This window comes from Streptomyces sp. NPDC056987, from assembly GCF_042673865.1.
Lineage (GTDB): Bacteria > Actinomycetota > Actinomycetes > Streptomycetales > Streptomycetaceae > Streptomyces.
Map to the genome: position 1 here is coordinate 1 of NZ_JBHURV010000008.1, position 19,115 is coordinate 19,115.

General features: G+C 70.4%; 22 protein-coding genes, 4 tRNA genes and 1 pseudogene. 20 read left to right on the forward strand and 7 right to left on the reverse strand.

All coding sequences use genetic code 11. From position 1 onward, the window contains the following. From ACFTZC_RS11580 to ACFTZC_RS11600, 5 genes and pseudogenes are all read left to right on the forward strand, one after another. A pseudogene (locus tag ACFTZC_RS11580) lies at positions 1–199 on the forward strand (NADH-quinone oxidoreductase subunit M); the annotation flags it as partial. Beyond that, positions 196–1,776 (forward strand): NADH-quinone oxidoreductase subunit N, encoded by a 1,581-nt coding sequence (locus ACFTZC_RS11585; RefSeq protein ID WP_382888621.1) that lies wholly within the window; start codon positions 196–198, stop codon positions 1,774–1,776. The pseudogene ACFTZC_RS11580 and the gene ACFTZC_RS11585, both read left to right, overlap by 4 nt. A 228-nt stretch (positions 1,777–2,004) precedes the next feature. After that, the gene (gene htpX, locus ACFTZC_RS11590) at positions 2,005–2,868 is read left to right on the forward strand and encodes a zinc metalloprotease HtpX (protein ID WP_382888622.1); all 864 of its coding nucleotides are present in this window, start codon (positions 2,005–2,007) and stop codon (positions 2,866–2,868) included. Then, on the forward strand, positions 2,865–3,257 hold the full coding sequence (locus ACFTZC_RS11595; RefSeq protein WP_365806962.1) for a YccF domain-containing protein: 393 nt from the start codon (positions 2,865–2,867) through the stop codon (positions 3,255–3,257). The genes htpX and ACFTZC_RS11595 overlap by 4 nt, the downstream gene beginning before the upstream one ends. Positions 3,258–3,543: 286 nt before the next feature. Beyond that, the gene (locus ACFTZC_RS11600; RefSeq protein WP_382888624.1) at positions 3,544–3,813 is read left to right on the forward strand and encodes a GlsB/YeaQ/YmgE family stress response membrane protein; all 270 of its coding nucleotides are present in this window, start codon (positions 3,544–3,546) and stop codon (positions 3,811–3,813) included. Here ACFTZC_RS11600 and ACFTZC_RS11605 read toward each other — a convergent pair. From ACFTZC_RS11605 to ACFTZC_RS11615, 3 genes are all read right to left on the reverse strand, one after another. After that, positions 3,799–4,557 (reverse strand): alpha-ketoglutarate-dependent dioxygenase AlkB family protein, encoded by a 759-nt coding sequence (locus tag ACFTZC_RS11605; protein WP_382888625.1) that lies wholly within the window; start codon positions 4,555–4,557, stop codon positions 3,799–3,801. The two genes, ACFTZC_RS11600 and ACFTZC_RS11605, sit on opposite strands and share 15 nt — an antisense overlap. Further along, on the reverse strand, positions 4,554–5,075 hold the full coding sequence (locus ACFTZC_RS11610) for a methylated-DNA--[protein]-cysteine S-methyltransferase (protein ID WP_382888626.1): 522 nt from the start codon (positions 5,073–5,075) through the stop codon (positions 4,554–4,556). Before ACFTZC_RS11610 ends, ACFTZC_RS11605 begins: the two co-directional genes overlap by 4 nt. Before the next feature lie 139 nt (positions 5,076–5,214). Beyond that, positions 5,215–5,703 (reverse strand): YajQ family cyclic di-GMP-binding protein, encoded by a 489-nt coding sequence (locus tag ACFTZC_RS11615; RefSeq protein ID WP_365806968.1) that lies wholly within the window; start codon positions 5,701–5,703, stop codon positions 5,215–5,217. 220 nt (positions 5,704–5,923) lie between these two features. On the opposite strand from ACFTZC_RS11615, the gene ACFTZC_RS11620 reads away from it, so the two are divergent. Beyond that, positions 5,924–6,005, forward strand: a tRNA-Tyr gene (locus tag ACFTZC_RS11620). Between the two features lie 158 nt (positions 6,006–6,163). On the opposite strand, the gene ACFTZC_RS11625 is transcribed toward ACFTZC_RS11620, so the two are convergent. Then, complete coding sequence (locus tag ACFTZC_RS11625; RefSeq protein WP_382888627.1) at positions 6,164–6,823, reverse strand: NAD(P)H-binding protein; 660 nt, start codon at positions 6,821–6,823, stop codon at positions 6,164–6,166. 67 nt (positions 6,824–6,890) lie between these two features. Then, positions 6,891–8,171: an amidohydrolase family protein gene (locus ACFTZC_RS11630; RefSeq protein ID WP_382888629.1), complete on the reverse strand. Its 1,281-nt coding sequence runs from the start codon at positions 8,169–8,171 to the stop codon at positions 6,891–6,893. A gap of 259 nt (positions 8,172–8,430) precedes the next feature. Here ACFTZC_RS11630 and ACFTZC_RS11635 point away from each other — a divergent pair. The 6 genes from ACFTZC_RS11635 to ACFTZC_RS11660 all read left to right on the forward strand — a co-directional run bounded on the left by ACFTZC_RS11635 (position 8,431) and on the right by ACFTZC_RS11660 (position 11,080). Further along, positions 8,431–8,503: transfer RNA gene (locus tag ACFTZC_RS11635), tRNA-Thr, on the forward strand. A 47-nt stretch (positions 8,504–8,550) separates the two neighbouring features. Further along, positions 8,551–8,623: transfer RNA gene (locus tag ACFTZC_RS11640), tRNA-Met, on the forward strand. Between the two features lie 93 nt (positions 8,624–8,716). Continuing rightward, on the forward strand, positions 8,717–8,881 hold the full coding sequence (rpmG, locus tag ACFTZC_RS11645; protein ID WP_003956487.1) for a 50S ribosomal protein L33: 165 nt from the start codon (positions 8,717–8,719) through the stop codon (positions 8,879–8,881). 100 nt (positions 8,882–8,981) lie between these two features. Beyond that, the gene (locus tag ACFTZC_RS11650) at positions 8,982–9,434 is read left to right on the forward strand and encodes a MaoC family dehydratase N-terminal domain-containing protein (RefSeq protein ID WP_382888630.1); all 453 of its coding nucleotides are present in this window, start codon (positions 8,982–8,984) and stop codon (positions 9,432–9,434) included. 5 nt (positions 9,435–9,439) lie between these two features. Continuing rightward, complete coding sequence (locus ACFTZC_RS11655) at positions 9,440–9,868, forward strand: MaoC family dehydratase (RefSeq protein WP_382888631.1); 429 nt, start codon at positions 9,440–9,442, stop codon at positions 9,866–9,868. A 156-nt stretch (positions 9,869–10,024) separates the two neighbouring features. After that, the gene (locus ACFTZC_RS11660) at positions 10,025–11,080 is read left to right on the forward strand and encodes a UDP-N-acetylmuramate dehydrogenase (RefSeq protein WP_382888632.1); all 1,056 of its coding nucleotides are present in this window, start codon (positions 10,025–10,027) and stop codon (positions 11,078–11,080) included. Here the strand turns inward: ACFTZC_RS11660 and ACFTZC_RS11665 are convergent. Further along, entirely contained in the window at positions 11,070–12,101 is a 1,032-nt protein-coding gene (locus ACFTZC_RS11665; protein WP_382888633.1) for an adenosine deaminase, read from the reverse strand. The two genes, ACFTZC_RS11660 and ACFTZC_RS11665, sit on opposite strands and share 11 nt — an antisense overlap. A gap of 168 nt (positions 12,102–12,269) precedes the next feature. Beyond that, complete coding sequence (locus tag ACFTZC_RS11670) at positions 12,270–13,496, reverse strand: pyridoxal phosphate-dependent aminotransferase (RefSeq protein ID WP_382888634.1); 1,227 nt, start codon at positions 13,494–13,496, stop codon at positions 12,270–12,272. A 362-nt stretch (positions 13,497–13,858) separates the two neighbouring features. Here ACFTZC_RS11670 and ACFTZC_RS11675 point away from each other — a divergent pair. The 8 genes from ACFTZC_RS11675 to rplL all read left to right on the forward strand — a co-directional run bounded on the left by ACFTZC_RS11675 (position 13,859) and on the right by rplL (position 19,057). Beyond that, positions 13,859–13,931: transfer RNA gene (locus ACFTZC_RS11675), tRNA-Trp, on the forward strand. A gap of 104 nt (positions 13,932–14,035) precedes the next feature. Beyond that, the gene (gene secE, locus ACFTZC_RS11680) at positions 14,036–14,320 is read left to right on the forward strand and encodes a preprotein translocase subunit SecE (RefSeq protein ID WP_365806981.1); all 285 of its coding nucleotides are present in this window, start codon (positions 14,036–14,038) and stop codon (positions 14,318–14,320) included. Positions 14,321–14,392: 72 nt separating this feature from the next. Further along, a complete protein-coding gene (gene nusG / locus ACFTZC_RS11685; RefSeq protein WP_382888635.1) occupies positions 14,393–15,271 on the forward strand; it encodes a transcription termination/antitermination protein NusG in 879 nt (292 codons plus the stop codon). Positions 15,272–15,436: 165 nt separating this feature from the next. Further along, the gene (gene rplK / locus ACFTZC_RS11690) at positions 15,437–15,871 is read left to right on the forward strand and encodes a 50S ribosomal protein L11 (RefSeq protein WP_030351419.1); all 435 of its coding nucleotides are present in this window, start codon (positions 15,437–15,439) and stop codon (positions 15,869–15,871) included. A gap of 82 nt (positions 15,872–15,953) precedes the next feature. Next, on the forward strand, positions 15,954–16,676 hold the full coding sequence (gene rplA / locus ACFTZC_RS11695; RefSeq protein WP_365806985.1) for a 50S ribosomal protein L1: 723 nt from the start codon (positions 15,954–15,956) through the stop codon (positions 16,674–16,676). A gap of 158 nt (positions 16,677–16,834) precedes the next feature. Next, positions 16,835–17,761 (forward strand): hypothetical protein, encoded by a 927-nt coding sequence (locus ACFTZC_RS11700; RefSeq protein ID WP_382888636.1) that lies wholly within the window; start codon positions 16,835–16,837, stop codon positions 17,759–17,761. Between the two features lie 247 nt (positions 17,762–18,008). Further along, positions 18,009–18,569, forward strand: a complete 561-nt coding sequence (gene rplJ / locus ACFTZC_RS11705; RefSeq protein WP_365806988.1) for a 50S ribosomal protein L10 — start codon at positions 18,009–18,011, stop codon at positions 18,567–18,569. A gap of 104 nt (positions 18,570–18,673) precedes the next feature. After that, the gene (gene rplL / locus ACFTZC_RS11710) at positions 18,674–19,057 is read left to right on the forward strand and encodes a 50S ribosomal protein L7/L12 (RefSeq protein ID WP_382888637.1); all 384 of its coding nucleotides are present in this window, start codon (positions 18,674–18,676) and stop codon (positions 19,055–19,057) included. Positions 19,058–19,115: the final 58 nt, after the last annotated feature.

Genomic DNA, 19,115 nt, shown 5'->3' on the forward strand with positions numbered 1-19,115 from the left:
CACCGCGGGCGCGCCGGGCGCGCCCGGCGCGCCCGCGGTGCCCGGGGGCACGCCGGGCTTCGCCGACGTACAGACCTACGAGATCGCCGCCTGGACCCCGCTCGTCGCGCTGACCGTCCTCGCCGGTCTCTGGCCCGCGGTCCTCCTCGGCCTCACCGACCCCGCCGTGCAGCAGCTCCTCGCAGGAGGCAAGTCGTGACCCTGGCCGCCGAGAGTGCCGGGGCCGCCGGCCTCGTCCAGTCCATCGACTGGCTCGCGATCGCGCCGCCCACCCTCGCGGCGGTGGTCGCCCTGATCATCCTGGTCGCCGACCTCTTCGTACCGGAGCACCGCAAGCCGCTCCTCGGCGGCCTCGCGATCGCCGGTCTCGCCGCCGCGCTCGCCACCCTCCTGCCGCTGCGCTCCGGTGACCGTGCCACGTTCTGCCTCACCACCGCCCCGGACGTGTGCAGCTACACCGCGGACCACTTCGCGCTCGTCATCCAGCTCCTGGTGCTCGGCGGGGCGCTGCTCACCGCGCTGCTCTCGTACCACGACACACGCCGGCTCCCCGCGGGCGAGTTCTGGTTCCTGCTGCTCGCCTCGGCGGCCGGTGCGGCCCTGCTGCCCGCCGCCCGCGACCTGGCCACCCTCGTCGTCGCGCTCGAAGTGGCCTCCCTGCCGGCCTTCGCGCTGGTCGGGCTCCGCCGCGGCGACCGGCTCTCCTCCGAGGCCGCGCTGAAGTTCTTCCTCTCCTCGGTCACCGCGACCGCCGTGATGCTGCTCGGCGTCAGCTTCGTGTACGCGGCCACCGGCACCCTGCACCTCACCGAGATCGCCACGAGGCTGGACGACGTCCCGGAACAGCTCGGCACGCTCGCCGAGGCGGGCGTCGCCCTCACTCTCGTCGGCTTCGCCTTCAAGACGGCCGCGGCGCCCTTCCACTTCTGGGTGCCCGACACGTATGTGGGCGCGCCGCTGCCCATCGCCGCCTATCTGTCCGTCGTCGGCAAGGCCGTCGGGTTCTCCGGCCTCATCCTGGTGACGGTCGTCGCGTTCCCCTCGTACCACGCCGTCTGGGGGCCGGCCCTCGCCGTCCTCGCCGCGTTGACGATGACGCTCGGCAATGTGGCGGCGCTCCGGCAGTCCGCCACGCGCACGTGGAGCGCCGTACGGCTGCTGGCCTGGTCGTCCGTGGCCCAGGCGGGCTACCTCCTGGTGCCGATCGCCGCCGCGGCGTACGGCGGGGACGGCGGAAGCGGTACGAACGGCGGCGCGGACCGGATCGGGTCCACCGTCGCGTACGCCCTGATGTACGCGGTCGTCAACCTCGGCGCGTTCGCCGTCGCCGCGCTCGTCGCCCGTACGAAGCCGCTGAACCGTCTCTCCGACTACCAGGGTCTCTACGCCCACCGGCCGCTCGCCGCGCTCGCGATGGGCTTCTTCCTGCTCTGCCTGGCCGGGCTGCCGCCGGGCATCATCGGCCTCTTCGCCAAGGTCACCGTCTTCTCCACGGCGGTCGACGCCGGACTCGGCTGGCTCGCGGTCGTCATGGCCCTCAACGTGGTCGTGGCGCTCTACTACTACCTCCAGTGGACCGCGGTTCTCTTCCGCTCCCCGGAGGAGCGGACGGAAAGCGCCGACACCCCCGGAGCGGTGACCGCCGACGCCGAGTCGGCGGCCCTGACCCCGGCGCCCGCCCTCACGGTGGCCATCGCGCTGACGGCCGTCGCCGGCATCGCCCTTTCGGGCGCACCACAACTGGTGCTGCGTTTCGCCGGAGTCAGCCTCTTCTGAAGGCGGCGCCTCCGCGCGACCCCACCGGCCCGAGGCCGCGACGCCACCGGCCCGCAGGGCGGGACCGGCGCGCGTGCCACGACCACCCGGACGGCGTACGCCCCCGTCCGGACGCGTCAGGGAACCCCGACCGCCCGCCTGGCGTTGACCAGTACGGAAGGGTCCACTGGAGAGGTGGGCAGCACCAGGCAAAAGGGTTCCCCTGCCACATGACTTGGAGGGCGTACCGTGCACCGCCGGCACAACGGGCTCAGGACCGCCGTACTCCTCGGGGGACTGTCCGCACTCATCATCGCGATCGGCAGTTTCTTCGGCAGTACGGGTCTGATCGTCGCGCTCGTCGTGGCGGTCGGCACCAACGCGTACGCGTACTGGAACAGCGACAAGCTGGCTCTACGCGCGATGCGGGCCCGCCCCGTCAGCGAATTCGAGGCGCCGCAGCTCTACCGCATCGTCCGCGAGCTGTCGACGGCCGCCCGCCAGCCCATGCCGCGCCTGTACATCTCGCCCACCCAGGCGCCCAACGCGTTCGCCACCGGCCGCAACCCGCGCAACGCCGCGGTCTGCTGCACCGACGGGATCCTGCAGATCCTGGACGAGCGGGAGCTGCGCGGTGTCCTCGGCCACGAGCTGAGCCATGTCTACAACCGCGACATCCTGATCTCGTCGGTCGCCGGGGCACTCGCCTCCGTCGTGATGTTCCTGGTGAACTTCGCCTGGCTCATCCCCATAGGGCGCTCGGACGACGACGACGGCCCGGGCATCTTCGGCATGCTCCTGATCATGATCCTGGGGCCGCTCGCCGCCTCGGTCATCCAGCTCGCCGTGAGCCGTTCACGGGAGTACGAGGCGGACGCGTCCGGCGCCCAGCTCACCGGCGATCCGCTCGCTCTGGCGAGCGCGCTGCGTAAGCTGGAAAGCGGAACGAAACAGCTACCGCTGCCGGCCGAGCCGCGCATCGAGACAGCCAGCCACATGATGATCGCGAACCCCTTCCGTCCTGGCCAGGGATTCTCGAAACTGTTCTCCACGCACCCGCCGATGGCGGAACGCATCGCCCGACTAGAACAGATGGCAGGTCCTCGAGCATGAAGACAATCCTGAACATTATCTGGCTCGTACTGAGCGGATTCTGGCTCTTCCTCGGGTACATGCTGGCCGGTGTCCTGCTGTGCATCACGATCATCGGCATCCCCTTCGGAGTGGCCGCCTTCCGTATCGGTGTCTACGCGCTGTGGCCCTTCGGCTACACCGCGGTCGACCGCCACGACGCGGGCGCGCCCTCGTGCGTCGGCAACGTCCTGTGGCTGGTCCTCGCGGGGTGGTGGCTCGCCCTCGGCCACATCGTCACCGGCATCGCGCAGTGCGTCACGATCATCGGTATCCCCCTGGGGCTGGCCAACTTCAAGCTGATCCCGCTCTCCCTGATGCCGCTGGGCAAGGAGATCGTCTCGACGGACCAGCCCTTCGTCTCCCGCTGACGGAGCCACGACGGCCACCACAGCCGAGACAGCCACACCACACACAACCGCGATTCCCGTCCCGGGAGCCTTCGGGGCTCCCGGGACACACACGTGTGCGCCGGGCACACCCCCGGCGCTGTTACCGAACGCGGACGTATGCCCTGGTGAACGCGGGGTAGTTGATCATTCAGCATCAGGGGCCCGGCCGGCCGTGTCGTCTGCCGCGAGCCCCTGATCACCGCAACCACGCCCCGCCCCGGCGGCGTCATTGAGGGCGATACCGCAAGAAAGGCAGGTTCAGGGCATGGGTGTCATCAGCTGGATCATTCTCGGACTACTGGCGGGTGCCGCCGCCAAGATTCTGCTTCCCGGACGGGACCCCGGCGGCCTGATCGGCACGACCCTCATCGGCATCGCGGGGGCCTTCATCGGCGGCTGGATCTCGTCGACCTGGCTCGACCGGCCGATCAGCAACGACTTCTACGACGGCGCCACCTGGATCGCCGCCATAGGCGGCGCTCTCGTCCTGCTGATCGTGTACCGGATCCTCTTCGGCCACTCACGCTCCCGCTGACCCCGCCGGCGCCGTCAGGCCCGTCTCGCGCAGGGTGATGTTGAGCCGCCCGCCGCTCATCCCCGTCCCGGGACCGGCCGTCCCGGGATACACCCTGGGCACGCCGTGGTACGCGAAGCGGGACTCTCCTCCGAAGACGAAGAGGTCACCGGAGGAGAGCCGCACATCCGTGTACGGGCGGCCCCGCCCCTCCGGATTACCGAAGCGGAAGACGCAACTGTCCCCGATGCTCAGGGAGACCACCGGCGCGGCGGACCTCTCGTCCTTGTCCTGGTGCATCCCCATCCGCGCGTCGCCGTCGTAGAAGTTGATCAGCGCGGTGTCCGGGGCGTACGCCCCGGACACCGCCGGATCGCCGTACGCCTCCACGAGCGCCGCGCGCCCCAACTCGGCCAGCCAACCGGGGAACTCCGCGACCCGGGCGCCGTTCACATCGCCCGCGTTCCGCGTGTACCGGTACGGCTGCCAGTGCCAGCCCACACACACCGTCCGTACGGACATCACCCCGCCGTTCGGCAGCACCGTGTGCCGGATCGGCACCGGCCCCCGCGCCCAGCCCCGGCAGACCTCCACCAGCTCCCGCTGACGCCCGGCCGGCAACCACCCCGGCACATGAACGGCCCCGGGCGCCACCACGGTGCGCCCTCGCCCCGCCGCGACCGGCTCAGGGAACAACGCGTCGCCGTCACCCGCCGCGCCGCGTTCCCCCGCCGCACCGCGTCCCCCCACCGGGCCCGCGCTCATGACGTCAGCGCGCCCTCCAGCCGGAGGAGCCGCTCCTTGCGCTCCAGTCCGGCCGCGTACCCCCGCAGCGCCCCGTCCGCGCCGATCACGCGATGACACGGCCGTACGACGAGCAGCGGGTTGCGCCCGATCGCCGTCCCCACGGCCCGCACCCCCGCGCCGGACGCGCCGACCCGCGCCGCGATCTGCCCGTACGCCACCGTCACGCCGTACGGGACGGCGTCCACCGCCGCCCAGACCCGGCGCTGGAACTCCGTGCCCCCGGCCGCGTACTCGATGCCGAACTCCGTCAGCGCGCCCTCGAAGTACGCCCCGAGCCGCTCCGCGATCCCGGCGAACGCCCCCGGCGCCCGGACCCAGCCGTCCCGCACGACCGCCGCGCCCTTCTGACCCGGCAGGGAGAGCGAGGCGAGCGCCACACCGTCCCGCGCCGTGGCGGACTCCGCACCGGCCAGGAGCACTTCACCCAGCGGGCTGTCCACAGTGGCGTACAAGGTGGTCCTCAAGGTGACTGTCATCACTCGCTCCTCTCCGAGCGGTGCGTTCCACACCCGCCCGCCCGTGCTCAGTGACGAGTCTGCGTCCCCGGGAGCCGCGAAGCTGGCGGAATTCGGACACCGCACCCACCGCCCGGGCGCGGTCCCCGAACCGCCTTCCTCAGCGGTAGTTCACGAACTGGAGGGCGAAGTCGAAGTCCTGCCCCTTCAGCAGCGCGATCACGGTCTGGAGGTCGTCCCGGCTCTTCGAGCTGACCCGCAGCTCGTCGCCCTGCACCTGTGCCTTGATGCCCTTGGGGCCCTCGTCACGGATGATCTTCGCCACCTTCTTGGCGTTGTCCTGGGAGATGCCCTCCTCGATCGACGCGAAGATCTTGTACTCCTTGCCGGACAGCTGCGGCTCGCCCGCGTCCAGCGCCTTCAGCGAGATGCCACGCTTGATCAGCTTCGACTGGAAGACGTCGAGGATCGCGCTGACCCGCTCCTCCGAGTTGGCCTGCATCAGGATCTTCTCGCCGGACCAGCCGATCGAGGCCCCCACGTTCTTGAAGTCGTAGCGCTGCGAGATCTCCTTCGCGGCCTGGTTGAGGGCGTTGTCGATCTCCTGCCGCTCGACCTTCGAGACGATGTCGAAACTGGAGTCGGCCATGTCCTGTGGCTCCTTGGATCGGTCTGCCTGTATGGATGCTTGGGCCGTGCCGGACGCCCCGGACGCCGACGGCCGTTCGCCGTAAAGCCTAGTCACCCGGGACCGCTCCGAGCGCGGAACAATCCGGTGGCGGAGCACCCCCTGGCATCGGGTATCGTTTACGTCGTTGCCAAGGAGCACCGGCCCGAAAAGGCCAGCTCGGACGGCAATGACATCCCATGGCGGTGTGCCCGAGTGGCCAATGGGAGCGGACTGTAAATCCGCCGGCTTAGCCTTCCCAGGTTCGAATCCTGGCGCCGCCACGCGATCGAGATGGCCCCTTCCTCACGGAGACGTGTGGAAGGGGCCATTCGCATGAGGGCACCCACCGTTCGCGGCCACCCCACCGGTGGTCGGCCGCCGTTCGTGGCCGCCCCACCAGTGGTCAGCCGCCGTTTGTGGCCGCCCCCCCCGCCCGTGGTCAGCCGCCGTTCGCCGCCGCGTTCACCGCGTCCGCCACCGGGACCGTCCCGCCGATCAGCTCCAGGGTCAGCCCCGCCGCGCCCGGCGTCTCCAGCAGCTCCGCCAGCACCGCCGCCACGTCGTCGCGCGGCACCGCGCCCCGCCGCGTCGACTCCGCCAGCGCGACCAGCCCCGTACCCGCGTCGTCCGTCAGCGCGCCCGGCCGCAGGATCGTCCAGTCGAGACCCGGCCTCGACCGTACGGAGACGTCCGCCGCGCCCTTGGCGCGCTGGTACGCGTCGAAGACCTCGTCGCCCGCGTGGTCGGGGTCCGCGCCCATCGACGAGACGACCAGGTGCCGGCGGACGCCCGCGCGCTCCGCCGCGTCCGCGAAGAGCACCGCCGCGCCGAGGTCCACCGTCTTCTTGCGGGCCGCGCCGCTGCCGCCGCCCGCGCCCGCCGCGAACACCGCCGCGTCCGCGCCCGCCAGCACCGCCGCCACCGCCTCGACCGAGGCCGACTCCAGGTCCAGTACGACCGGCTCGGCGCCCGCGTCCCGCAGCTCCTCCGCCTGACCCGGGTCGCGGATGATGCCCGCCACCCCGTGTCCGCGCGCGGCGAGCAGACGCTCCAGCCGCAGCGCGATCTGACCATGTCCTCCGGCAATCACGATTCGCATGGTCCCGACCGTACGCCGGGACGCCGCGTCCCGCGCAGGGGTGCGGCCTCCGGCCGGCCGCCGTGCCTCACGGGCCCGCGCCCGACCGTCCCTGGCGCGGCAGCTCCGGCAGCTCGGGCAGCGCGCCCGCGGCCGAGTCGCAGTACTCCCGTACCGCACTGGTCCGCGCCACCACCCGCCCCCGGTGGATCACGATCCTGCTGTAAGCGAGCGACAGCACCCCCTCGATCCGCTCCCCGCGCACCGCCAGCAGCTCCGCCGGGAAGCCCGCCTCCACCCGGACCTCCGGCAGCCCCATCGCCGCCCGCGCCACCCGGCTCACCGCGCCGTACGCGTCCGCCGCCCGTACCCCGCCCTGCGAGGCCAGCAGATACGCGGCCTCCAGCGGATCGCCGCGCCCCACCGGGTTCGACACGTCGCGCAGCGCCCCGCCGCCCGCCGCCAGCCGTACGCCCGCCGCCCGCAGCAGCCGTACGGGGGCCACCCCGCGCGCCCCGCCCGGGGGCTCCGTGCCGTGCCGCTCCACGCCCCCGCAGCCGCCCTGCGGCAGGCACACCACGGTCACCCCGGCCGCCGCCAACTGGTCCGCCGCCCGCGCCGCCACCTCGGCGGGCAGCGCGGCCAGCCCCGCGCACGGCCCGAGCGTCACCCCGGCCGGCACCCCGCCCGCCAGCGCCGCGAGCCGCGCGATCCTGGCCGGCTCCGTGCCCTGCGTGTGCAGATCGACGGGGCAGCCGTGCTCCGCCGCGATCTCCAGCACCGCCTCCACGTACCCGGCCGGATCGGGGTCGAGGTCCGGGCAGCCGCCCACCACCCCCGCGCCCATCTTCACCGCGTCGCGCAGCATGGCGAGCCCGTCGGCGCCCGCGAGCCCGGTCAGCAGCCGGGGCACCGCGACGGCGGTCAGATCGGCGAGCCCGCGCAGCGAGCGGCGCGCCTGGAGCACCGCGGCGAGCCGGCCCAGCTCCTGCGCGTCCCCGATCCGTACATGGGAACGCAGCGCGGTCGCCCCGTGCCCGAGCTGGAGGAGCGTGGCCTCGGTGGCCCGGCGCTGCACATCCTCGGAGGTGTACGGGACGGGCCCCTCGGCGGCGAGGTCGGCGCTGAGCGCGGTGTCGCTGTGGGCGTGCGGCTCGGCCGGGGCGGGAAGCAGCAGATAGCCGCCGAGGTCCAGGCGCGCGGCGCCGGTGCCCGGCGGGAGGCTGCCCGCGGTGCCCACGGCCTCGATCCGGCCCGCGCCGATCCGTACGTCGACGGTCCGGCCGTCGGCGAGTCGGGCGCCGCAGAGCACGAGCGCGGTGGTGTCGGCCGTGGCCCCGTCGGGCGGCTGCGGCGGGCTGTCGGGCATCGGGCTCCTGGGGGGAGGTGTTCCGCGCGGTGTGCAAGGTCACGGAGCGTGTGCCGAGCCTAGGGGCGCCCGGGCCGGGCTTCACGGAGGAGCGGAATAGTCGTACCGGCGAGCCCGTGGCAGGACGTCGGAGCCTCGCCGCAACCCTGCCGGGGCGGTGCCGGAAGTGGCGTGTGACACGGGGCGCGACAGCTGGGGCGACCGGCCACGAAACGGATTTGGGCGATCGGCGGGCGACCGTGTAATGTCTTCATCGCTCGCCCCAATAGCTCAGTCGGTAGAGCGTCTCCATGGTAAGGAGAAGGTCTACGGTTCGATTCCGTATTGGGGCTCAGATGTTCGGTGATCCTCGCCTCCGGGCGAGGAGATCCAGCATCGAAGCGGTGTAGCTCAGTCGGTAGAGCAAGCGGCTCATAATCGCTGTGTCACCGGTTCAAGTCCGGTCACCGCTACACAAAAGTAGCCGATTGTGGGGTCGGTCCTTCGATCGGCTACTCTTTTATGCGTTCATCCTTTCATCCGTTGTCCGTCCAAGGAGCACTCACGTGGCTGCCACCGACGTCCGCCCGAAGATCACGCTGGCCTGCGTGGAGTGCAAGGAGCGGAACTACATCACCAAGAAGAACCGGCGTAACAACCCGGACCGTCTTGAGATGAAGAAGCACTGCCCGCGTTGCAACTCGCACACCGCGCACCGCGAAACGCGCTGAATCAGGCTCGCATGCGAGGCCGTCCCCGGTTGGGGACGGCCTCGCGTCGTTTGTTGTGGTCACTTACATCGGTCACTTACATCAGGGAGGGAGCGAGTCAGTGGCGCTCGATCAGTCCTTCGTGGGGCGGAGCTATCCGCCCACCGCGCCGTACGAGGTCGGCCGGGAGAAGATCCGTGAGTTCGCCGAGGCGGTGGGCGACACCAACCCGGCGTACACCGACCCGGAAGCCGCCAAGGCGCTGGGGCACACCGATCTGATCGCGCCGCCGACCTTCGTGTTCGCGATCACGTTCAAGGCCGCGGGCGATGTCATCGCCGATCCGCAGCTCGGTCTCGACTACAGCCGGGTGGTCCACGGCGACCAGAAGTTCACGTACTCCCGCCCGGTGCGCGCGGGGGACCGGCTGACGGTCACCTCCACCATCGAGGCGATCAAGTCGCTCGCCGGGAACGACATCATCGACGTGCGCGGCGACGTGCACGACGAGGCCGGCGAGCATGTCGTGACCGCCTGGACCAAGCTGGTGGCACGCGCCGCCGAGGGGGCGTGAGACCGATGACCGCGAAGATCGGTTACGACGACGTCGAGGTCGGTACGGAGCTGCCGCCGCTGAGCATGCCCGTCACCCGCGCGACGCTGGTGCGGTACGCGGGCGCCTCCGGGGACTTCAACCCGATCCACTGGAACGAGAAGTTCGCGAAGGAGGTCGGACTCCCCGACGTCATCGCCCACGGCATGTTCACCATGGCCGAGGCGATCCGCGTGGTGACCGACTGGGCGGGCGACCCGGGAGCCGTCGTCGAGTACGGCGTCCGCTTCACCCGGCCCGTCGTCGTCCCCAACGACGACACGGGCGCGCTGGTCGAGGTCAGCGCGAAGGTCGCCGCGAAGCTGGAGGACGGCCGGGTCCGGGTGGATCTGACGGCGACGAGCGAGGGGCAGAAGGTGCTGGGCATGGCCCGCGCCGTCGTCCGCCTCGCTTGATCCGACGCACCACCGGGCCTTCCGGCCCCGCCGGTAAGGGGCGCCCGCAATGGCGGGCGCCCCTTACTCGTGCCCGTTCACGCCCCGGCTCCTGCCCGTTCACGGCCCGCCCCGGGCGACGGCCCGGTGCGGGGCCACGGCCGTACTCTTGTCCCCGTGCACGAACTCCACGACGCCCCCCTCGCCCCCCTGACCACCTTCCGCCTCGGCGGCCCCGCCACCCGCCTCGTCACGGCGGTCACCGACGACGAGGTGATCGCCGCCGTGCGGCAGGCGGACGACGCGGGCACCCCGCTGCTGATCATCGGCGGCGGCAGCAATCTGGTCATCGGCGACCGGGGCTTCGACGGCACCGCCCTGCGCATCGCGACCAAGGGCTTCACGCTCGACGGTACGGTGCTGGAACTGGCCGCCGGCGAGGTGTGGACCGACGCCGTCGCCCGGACCGTCGAGGCGGGCCTCGCGGGCGTCGAGTGCCTCGCCGGCATCCCGGGCTCGGCCGGCGCCACCCCGATCCAGAACGTCGGCGCGTACGGCCAGGAGGTCTCCACGACCATCACGGAGGTCGTCGCGTACGACCGCGCCGCCCGCGGGACCGTGACACTCACCGGCGCCGAGTGCGGCTTCTCGTACCGCCACAGCCGCTTCAAGCAGCACCCCGGGCGCTGGGTCGTGCTGCGGGTCCGCTTCGGCCTGGAGGACGCGGGCGGGCTCTCCGCCCCCCTCAAGTACGCCGAGACCGCCCGCGCCCTCGGCGTCGATCCCGGCGACCGGGTCCCCGCCACCACCGCCCGGGACACCGTCCTCAAGCTGCGGGCCGGCAAGGGCATGGTGCTCGACCCGGAGGACCACGACACCTGGTCCGCGGGGTCCTTCTTCACCAACCCGATCCTCACCGACGCGCAGTACGCGGAGTTCGCGGCGCGCGTCCGGGCCCGGCTCGGCGACGACGTGACACCCCCCGGCTTCCCGGAGGGGGAGGGGCGTACGAAGACCTCGGCGGCCTGGCTGATCGACCGGGCCGGCTTCACCAAGGGGTACGGCACGGGCCCGGCCCGTATCTCCACCAAGCACACCCTCGCCCTCACCAACCGGGGCGCCGCGCGCACGGAGGACCTGCTCGCCCTCGCGCGCGAGGTGGTCGCGGGGGTGCATGACGCCTTCGGGATCACCCTGGTCAACGAGCCGGTGACGGTGGGCGTCAGCCTCTGAGCCAGGCGTCGATCCCGGCCAGCAGCTTCTCCCGCACCGCGGGCGGCGCCGCGGACCCCCGTACCGACTGGCGGGCCAGCTCGGCCAGCTCCGCGTCGGTGAAGCTCTGGTGCAGCCGCGCCAGTTCGTACTGCGCCGCCAGCCGGGAGCCGAAGAGCAGCGGGTCGTCCGCGCCGAGCGCCATCGGGACCCCGGCGTCGAAGAGCGCCCGCAGGGGGACGTCCTCGGGCTTCTCGTAGACGCCCAGCGCGACGTTCGAGGCGGGGCAGACCTCGCAGGTCACGCCCCGCTCCGCGAGCTTGCGCAGCAGCCGGGGGTCCTCCGCGGCGCGGACGCCGTGCCCGATCCTGGAGGCCCGCAGATCGTCCAGGCAGTCCCGTACGGACGTGGGCCCCGTCAGCTCGCCGCCGTGCGGCGCGGCCAGCAGCCCGCCGTCCCTGGCGATCGCGAACGCCCGGTCGAAGTCCCTGGCCATGCCGCGCCGCTCGTCGTTGGAGAGCCCGAACCCGACGACGCCCCGGTCCGCGTACCGCACCGCGAGCCGGGCCAGCGTCCGTGCCTCCAGCGGGTGCTTCATCCGGTTCGCGGCGACCAGCACGCGCATCCCGAGCCCGGTCTCCCGCGACGCGGCGTCCACGGCGTCCAGGATGACCTCCAGCGCCGGGATCAGTCCGCCGAGGTGCGGGGCGTACGAGGTGGGGTCGACCTGGATCTCCAGCCAGCCGGAGCCGTCCCGCACGTCCTCCTCGGCGGCCTCGCGCACCAGCCGCTGGATGTCCTCGGGCGTCCGCAGACAGGACCGGGCGATGTCGTACAGCCGCTGGAAGCGGAACCAGCCGCGTTCGTCGGTGGCACGCAGTTTCGGGGGTTCGCCGCCGGTCAGCGCGTCGGGGAGGTGGACGCCGTACTTGTCGGCGAGCTCCAGCAGCGTCGAGGGCCGCATCGAACCGGTGAAGTGCAGGTGCAGATGAGCCTTGGGCAGCAGGCTGAGGTCCCTGGGGCGGGGGGTGGTGCTCTCCATCCATAGATCCTGCCGTACGGAAAGAGGACCGGCAGCCACTTTCCCCGATCGAGATCTTGCCCGAACGCAGATCCGGAACCGGGTCCGGAACCGGGAACGGGTCCCCGGCCGGTGGCCGGGGACCCGTCGAGTCGCTGGTGGGAGCGGGTGGAGCGAGCGGGCGAGCCGTCAGTCCCTGGCCTCGGCCAGCAGCTTCTGGACACGCGCGATGCCCTCGGCGAGATCCTCGTCACCGAGCGCGTAGGAGAGCCGCAGATACCCGGGCGTGCCGAACGCCTCGCCCGGGACGACCGCGACCTCGACCTCGTCCAGGATCAGCGCGGCCAGCTCGACGGAGGACTGCGGGCGGGTGCCGCGGATCTCCTTGCCGAGCAGGGCCTTCACCGACGGGTAGACGTAGAACGCGCCCTCGGGCTCCGGGCAGACCACGCCGTCGATCTCGTTGAGCATCCGGACGATGGTCCGGCGGCGCCGGTCGAAGGCGGTCCGCATCTCGGCGACGGCCTCCAGGTCGCCGGAGACGGCGGCGAGGGCGGCGGCCTGCGCGACGTTGGAGACGTTGGACGTGGCGTGCGACTGGAGGTTGGTCGCGGCCTTGACGACGTCCTTGGGGCCGATGAGCCAGCCGACCCGCCAGCCGGTCATGGCGTACGTCTTGGCCACGCCGTTGACCACGATGCACTTGTCGCGCAGCTCGGGGACGACGGCCGGCAGCGAGGTGAAGACGGCGTCCCCGTAGACGAGGTGCTCGTAGATCTCGTCGGTCAGCACCCACAGGCCGTGCTCGACGGCCCAGCGGCCGATGGCCTCGGTGTCCGCGGCGCTGTAGACGGCGCCCGTCGGGTTGGACGGCGAGACGAAGAGCACGACCTTCGTACGCTCGGTGCGGGCGGCCTCCAACTGCTCGACGGAGACGCGGTAGCCCGTGGTCTCGTCGGCCACGACCTCTACCGGGACACCGCCGGCCAGCCGGATCGACTCGGGGTACGTCGTCCAGTACGGCGCCGGGACGATGACCTCGTCGCCCGGGTCCAGGACGGCGGCGAAGGCCTCGTAGATGGCCTGCTTGCCGCCGTTGGTCACGAGGATCTGCGACGCGTCGATCTCGTAACCGGAGTCACGGAGCGTCTTCGCGGCGATGGCGGCCTTCAGCTCGGGGAGCCCGCCCGCCGGCGTGTAGCGGTGGAACCGGGGGTTGCGGCAGGCCTCGACCGCGGCGTCGACGATGTAGCCGGGGGTCGGGAAGTCGGGCTCGCCGGCGCCGAAGCCGATCACCGGACGCCCGGCGGCCTTCAGGGCCTTGGCCTTGGCGTCCACGGCGAGGGTCGCGGACTCGGAGATCGCGCCGATACGGGTGGAGACCCGGCGCTCGGTGGGAGGGGTTGCAGCGCTCATGCGGCCCATGGTCCCAGACCGGATACCTCCGCGACACATACGTTTCGCTCTGCGAACAAACGGAGGATGGCTCTGCGAACGAACGGAGGACGGCTCTGCGAACGAACGGAGGACGGCTCTGCGAACGAACGGAGGACGGCTCCCTGAGCCAGAAGAGGATGGCCCCGAGCCAATAGGGACGCATCCCCGAGCCATCAGTGGACGGCACCCCGAAACCAACAGTGGACGGCCGGGTCCCGGGGAAGCTGTTCGACGCACGGCTCATCACCACGTACACTCACTGGTCGTTGGCCTTCATCACCGAAGCCGCACCGGGCACTCCGTGCATCCGGTCGGATGCGGTAGGTTGAGGGAGAACGCAAAGGGTCGTAGCTCAATTGGTAGAGCACTGGTCTCCAAAACCAGCGGTTGGGGGTTCAAGTCCCTCCGGCCCTGCTACACACACCTTCGCCAGGATGTGTGCGCATGTACGTTCATTCATCGCCGTGCGGCTCCCCCGGGCGCGGCACGGTACACGACCCGGAATCAGGTGAGAGAGAGTGGCGGACGCCGTGGGCTCCATCGACAAGCCTGATGCCGACGATGAGTCCGCCGAGTCGAAGAAGCCCCGCAAGGGCGGAAAGCGCGGCAAGAAGGGCCCCCTGGGCCGTCTCGCGCTCTTCTACCGACAGATCGTCGCCGAGCTGCGCAAGGTCGTCTGGCCGACTCGTAGCCAGCTGACGACGTACACCACCGTGGTGATTGTCTTCGTGGTCGTCATGATCGGTCTGGTGACCGTGGTTGACTATGGCTTCCAGCAAGCAATCAAGTACGTCTTCGGCTGATCCCGCGAAGGGCGCCCGGTGCGGCGCCCCTTTCGCGTGTTCCAGCCATTGAGCCAGGAAGAAGCAGCCACCGTGTCTGACCCGAAACTGAACGACGCCAGCGAGTCGGTGGAGTCCCGGAAGGACGAGACCGACATCGTCGAGGCGGCGGACGCTGTCGAGGCGGACCAGGCCGAAGCGGCTGACATCGCCGCCGGCGAGCCGGCCGAGAAGGCCGCGCTGCACGTCGAGGACGAGAGCGAAGGGTCCGCCGAGGACGCGGCGGACGCCGCGGACGCGGCTGCCGACGATGCCGAGGACGAGGACGAGACGGAAGCCGCGGCGGAAGCCCCGGCCGACCCGGTCGCCGCCCTGCGTGACGAACTCCGCGGGCTGCCCGGCGAGTGGTACGTGATCCACACCTACGCGGGCTACGAGAAGCGCGTGAAGGCCAACCTGGAGCAGCGCGCCGTCTCGCTCAACGTCGAGGAATTCATCTACCAGGCTGAAGTCCCCGAGGAAGAGATCGTCCAGATCAAGAACGGCGAGCGCAAGAACGTCCGCCAGAACAAGCTTCCCGGGTACGTCCTGGTCCGCATGGACCTGACCAACGAGTCCTGGGGCGTCGTGCGCAACACCCCCGGCGTCACCGGCTTCGTGGGCAACGCCTACGACCCGTACCCGCTGACCCTCGACGAGATCGTCAAGATGCTCGCCCCGGAGGCCGAGGAGAAGGCCGCCCGCGAGGCCGCCGAGGCGGAGGGCAAGCCCGCGCCGTCCCGCAAGGTCGAGGTCCAGGTGCTGGACTTCGAGGTCGGCGACTCCGTCACCGTCACCGACGGCCCCTTCGCCACCCTCCAGGCGACGATCAACGAGATCAACGCCGACTCGAAGAAGGTCAAGGGTCTGGTGGAGATCTTCGGCCGCGAGACCCCGGTCGAGCTGAGCTTCGACCAGATCCAGAAGAACTGACCCTTCTTCCGGAACACCTGCTTCCGACAGGTCAGACAGGGCTCGTACCTGTCTGACCTGTCGGTTTTTGGCCGTACGGCTATACCCGTTATCGTTGTGCGGTATGCCTCCATCCGGATGACCGGACGGCGGGCTGAAAACTCTCAACTGGACCCGGAGAGAGCAATGCCTCCCAAGAAGAAGAAGGTCACGGGGCTCATCAAGCTCCAGATCAGTGCCGGCGCGGCCAACCCGGCTCCGCCGGTCGGCCCCGCGCTGGGCCAGCACGGCGTCAACATCATGGAGTTCTGCAAGGCCTACAACGCCGCGACCGAGTCGCAGCGTGGCATGGTCGTGCCGGTGGAGATCACGGTCTACGAGGACCGTTCCTTCACCTTCATCACCAAGACTCCGCCGGCCGCCAAGCTGATCCTCAAGGCCGCTGGTGTGGACAAGGGCTCCGGCGAGCCGCACGTCAAGAAGGTCGCGAAGCTCACCCGCGACCAGGTGCGCGAGATCGCCACGACCAAGATGCCCGACCTGAACGCCAACGACCTGGACGCCGCCGAGAAGATCATCGCCGGCACCGCCCGTTCCATGGGCGTCACGGTCGAGGGCTGACCCAGCCGGGCACATCCCAGTGGAAGGGCCGAGCGCGGCCCGCACCACGAACTCCACACCTGAAGAAACACCAGGAGAAGAAGTGAAGCGCAGCAAGGCTCTCCGCGGCGCGGACGCGAAGGTCGACCGGGAGCGTCTGTACGCCCCGCTCGAAGCCGTCCGTATCGCCAAGGACACCACCACCACCAAGTTCGACGGCACCGTCGAGGTGGCCATGCGGCTGGGCGTCGACCCGCGCAAGGCCGACCAGATGGTCCGTGGCACCGTGAACCTTCCGCACGGCACCGGCAAGACCGCCCGGGTCCTGGTCTTCGCGACCGGTGACCGTGCCGAGGCCGCGCGTGCCGCGGGCGCCGACATCGTCGGCGCCGACGAACTGATCGACGAGGTCTCGAAGGGCCGTCTGGACTTCGACGCCGTCGTCGCCACCCCGGACCTCATGGGCAAGGTCGGCCGCCTCGGCCGCGTCCTCGGCCCGCGTGGTCTGATGCCGAACCCGAAGACCGGCACGGTCACCCCCGATGTCACCAAGGCTGTGAACGACATCAAGGGCGGAAAGATCGAGTTCCGCGTCGACAAGCACTCGAACCTGCACTTCATCATCGGCAAGGTCTCCTTCGACGAGACGAAGCTGGTCGAGAACTACGCCGCGGCGCTGGAGGAGATCCTCCGTCTCAAGCCGTCCGCCGCCAAGGGCCGCTACATCAAGAAGGCCACCCTGGCCACCACGATGGGCCCCGGCATCCCGCTGGACGCCAACCGCACCCGTAACCTCCTCGTCGAGGAGGACCCGGCCGCCGTCTGATCCGACGGTGGCCACGGGCCGCACCGCACACGCGAAAGCCGGGCCCCGCACCTCTCCGGAGGTGCGGGGCCCGGCTTTCGGGGTACGAGGGTGTGTCAGACCGGTGCGCTACGGTTCGGGACAGTTGTACGTACGAAAACAGGGGTGGGTTCATGAACATGTCCGTATGGAGGCGCGGGGGCGTCTGCCTGACCGCGGTGGCCGTCATATCCGGTGTCGCGGGGTGTCAGGGCGGCGATACGGAGAAGAAGAGCGCCCCGGCGGCCGAGAAGGCGTCGGCGAAGTCGAACGTCACCGAGGTCCTCACGGCGGCCTACGAGAAGACCTCGGAGGCGAAGTCCGCCAAGGTCCGCATGACGATGACGATGCCGGAGTCGGCGGGCATGGTCGAGGGCGACATGGAGATGTCCGGGGTCATGGGCTGGGACCCGACTGTGATGGACCTGACCGTGAAGGGCTCCGCGCTGAGCGCCGAGAACGCGGGTCTTGAGAACAGCCGGATGATCTGGGTCGACAACGTCCTGTACCTGGACGCGGGCCCCGAGGCGGCCAAGGAGATGGACGGCAAGCGCTGGATGAAGCTCGACATGGCCGCCGCGGCCGAGGCGTCGGGGGACAAGGCGCTGGAGAAGCAGATGACGAGCGGCCTGGAGAACATGAACCAGGACCCGGCGCAGCAGCTCGCCCTGCTGCTGGACTCGCCGCAGCTCAAGCATGTCGGCTCCGAGAAGGTGGACGGGGTCCCGGCCGAGCACTACAAGGGCACGCTGACCCTCGACGAGATGATGAAGTCCGACGGCGCGTTCGGTGTGCTGGACGAGAAGGAACGCCAGGACGTGATCGACTCGATGAAGAAGTCGGGCATGGAGGGGTACGACACCGAGGTCTGGGTCAACGAGGACGACTACCCGGTGCAGATGAACATCGGCATGAAGACCTCCCAGGGCCTGGTGAAGGTGTCCGCGCACTACTCGGACTACGGGGCGAAGACGCAGGTCGAGGTTCCGCCGGCCGGTGAGACCTTCGACTTCGCCGCGATGATGGCCGGTCTGGCGGACGAGGGCGCCGGGGGTGCCGCAAGCTGATTTGCCGTACCGCGCGGAACTCACGTACTCTTCGCAGGAAGCCAAAGACCGCTGGTCGTTGCCGTGTGCTCGTAAGAGGGTGCGGTGGCCGAAGGATCCGCTAGCTGCGGACGACCCGCGCAGGTGACTGTGGAAAGCTCCCGGATCCCATTCGGTCGAGCTACGCCCCGTGCGCCTGCGCCGGGGCGTTTCGTTTTGCCCAGCCCCTTCTGAGCGGTCCTCATCACCCGGAAGGAGGCCGACGCTCATGGCAAGGCCCGACAAGGCTGCCGCGGTAGCCGAGCTGGCGGATCAGTTCCGCAGCTCGAATGCCGCTGTGCTGACCGAGTACCGGGGTCTCACCGTGGCGCAGCTCAAGGAGCTGCGCCGTTCTCTCGGTGAGAACGCCCAGTACGCCGTGGTGAAGAACACGCTGACCAAGATCGCGGCCAACGAGGCCGGGATCAACGCGCTGGACGACCTCTTCGCGGGTCCGACGGCGGTTGCCTTCGTCACCGGTGACCCGGTGGAGTCGGCGAAGGGTCTTCGTGACTTCGCCAAGGACAACCCGAATCTCGTCATCAAGGGCGGCGTCCTTGACGGCAAGGCGCTCAGCGCCGACGAGATCAAGAAGCTCGCGGACCTCGAGTCCCGTGAGGTTCTGCTTTCCAAGCTGGCCGGTGCCATGAAGGGCAAGCAGTCGCAGGCTGCCGCTCTCTTCCAGGCGCTCCCGTCGAAGTTCGTCCGCACCGCGGAAGCTCTTCGTGCCCAGAAGGAAGAGCAGGACGGTGCCGGTACGCCGGCCCCCGTCGAGGCCGACTCCGAGTAATCACGCTCGGTCCCGGGTGATCACACCCGGTCGGTCACAGCGGGCCGGTACGCCCGCGGAACTGTACATACGGCACCAGCCGAATTAGTGGAAGGACCGCCATCATGGCGAAGCTCACCCAGGACGAGCTGCTCGCGCAGTTCGAGGACATGACCCTCATCGAGCTCTCCGGCTTCGTGAAGGCCTTCGAGGAGAAGTTCGACGTCACGGCCGCCGCCCCGGTCGCCGCTGCCGCCGCCGGTGGCGCCGCTGTCGCCGCCGCGGAGGAAGAGGTCCAGGACGAGTTCGACGTCATCCTCACGGGTGCCGGCGAGAAGAAGATCCAGGTCATCAAGGTCGTGCGCGAGCTCACCTCCCTGGGCCTCAAGGAGGCCAAGGACCTCGTGGACGGCGCCCCCAAGCCCGTCGTCGAGAAGGTCGCCAAGGAGGCCGCCGAGAAGGCTGCCGAGTCCCTCAAGGCCGCCGGCGCCTCCGTCGAGGTCAAGTGACCCCGTACGGGTCCGTCACCGGCCGCTGAGGGGCCCGCGAGGGCTTCCCGGGCGCACG

What these genes read in the sequence shown, in the direction of transcription:
- ACFTZC_RS11595 (WP_365806962.1), top strand. Translation starts at nt 2,865, where the DNA reads ATGAAGACAATCCTGAACATTATCTGGCTCGTACTGAGCGGATTCTGG.
- ACFTZC_RS11600 (WP_382888624.1), top strand. Translation starts at nt 3,544, where the DNA reads ATGGGTGTCATCAGCTGGATCATTCTCGGACTACTGGCGGGTGCCGCC.
- ACFTZC_RS11605 (WP_382888625.1), bottom strand. Translation starts at nt 4,557, where the DNA reads ATGAGCGCGGGCCCGGTGGGGGGACGCGGTGCGGCGGGGGAACGCGGC.
- ACFTZC_RS11610 (WP_382888626.1), bottom strand. Translation starts at nt 5,075, where the DNA reads ATGACAGTCACCTTGAGGACCACCTTGTACGCCACTGTGGACAGCCCG.
- ACFTZC_RS11615 (WP_365806968.1), bottom strand. Translation starts at nt 5,703, where the DNA reads ATGGCCGACTCCAGTTTCGACATCGTCTCGAAGGTCGAGCGGCAGGAG.
- ACFTZC_RS11625 (WP_382888627.1), bottom strand. Translation starts at nt 6,823, where the DNA reads ATGCGAATCGTGATTGCCGGAGGACATGGTCAGATCGCGCTGCGGCTG.
- ACFTZC_RS11630 (WP_382888629.1), bottom strand. Translation starts at nt 8,171, where the DNA reads ATGCCCGACAGCCCGCCGCAGCCGCCCGACGGGGCCACGGCCGACACC.
- ACFTZC_RS11655 (WP_382888631.1), top strand. Translation starts at nt 9,440, where the DNA reads ATGACCGCGAAGATCGGTTACGACGACGTCGAGGTCGGTACGGAGCTG.
- ACFTZC_RS11665 (WP_382888633.1), bottom strand. Translation starts at nt 12,101, where the DNA reads ATGGAGAGCACCACCCCCCGCCCCAGGGACCTCAGCCTGCTGCCCAAG.
- ACFTZC_RS11670 (WP_382888634.1), bottom strand. Translation starts at nt 13,496, where the DNA reads ATGAGCGCTGCAACCCCTCCCACCGAGCGCCGGGTCTCCACCCGTATC.
- rplK (WP_030351419.1), top strand. Translation starts at nt 15,437, where the DNA reads ATGCCTCCCAAGAAGAAGAAGGTCACGGGGCTCATCAAGCTCCAGATC.
- ACFTZC_RS11700 (WP_382888636.1), top strand. Translation starts at nt 16,835, where the DNA reads ATGTCCGTATGGAGGCGCGGGGGCGTCTGCCTGACCGCGGTGGCCGTC.
- rplJ (WP_365806988.1), top strand. Translation starts at nt 18,009, where the DNA reads ATGGCAAGGCCCGACAAGGCTGCCGCGGTAGCCGAGCTGGCGGATCAG.
- rplL (WP_382888637.1), top strand. Translation starts at nt 18,674, where the DNA reads ATGGCGAAGCTCACCCAGGACGAGCTGCTCGCGCAGTTCGAGGACATG.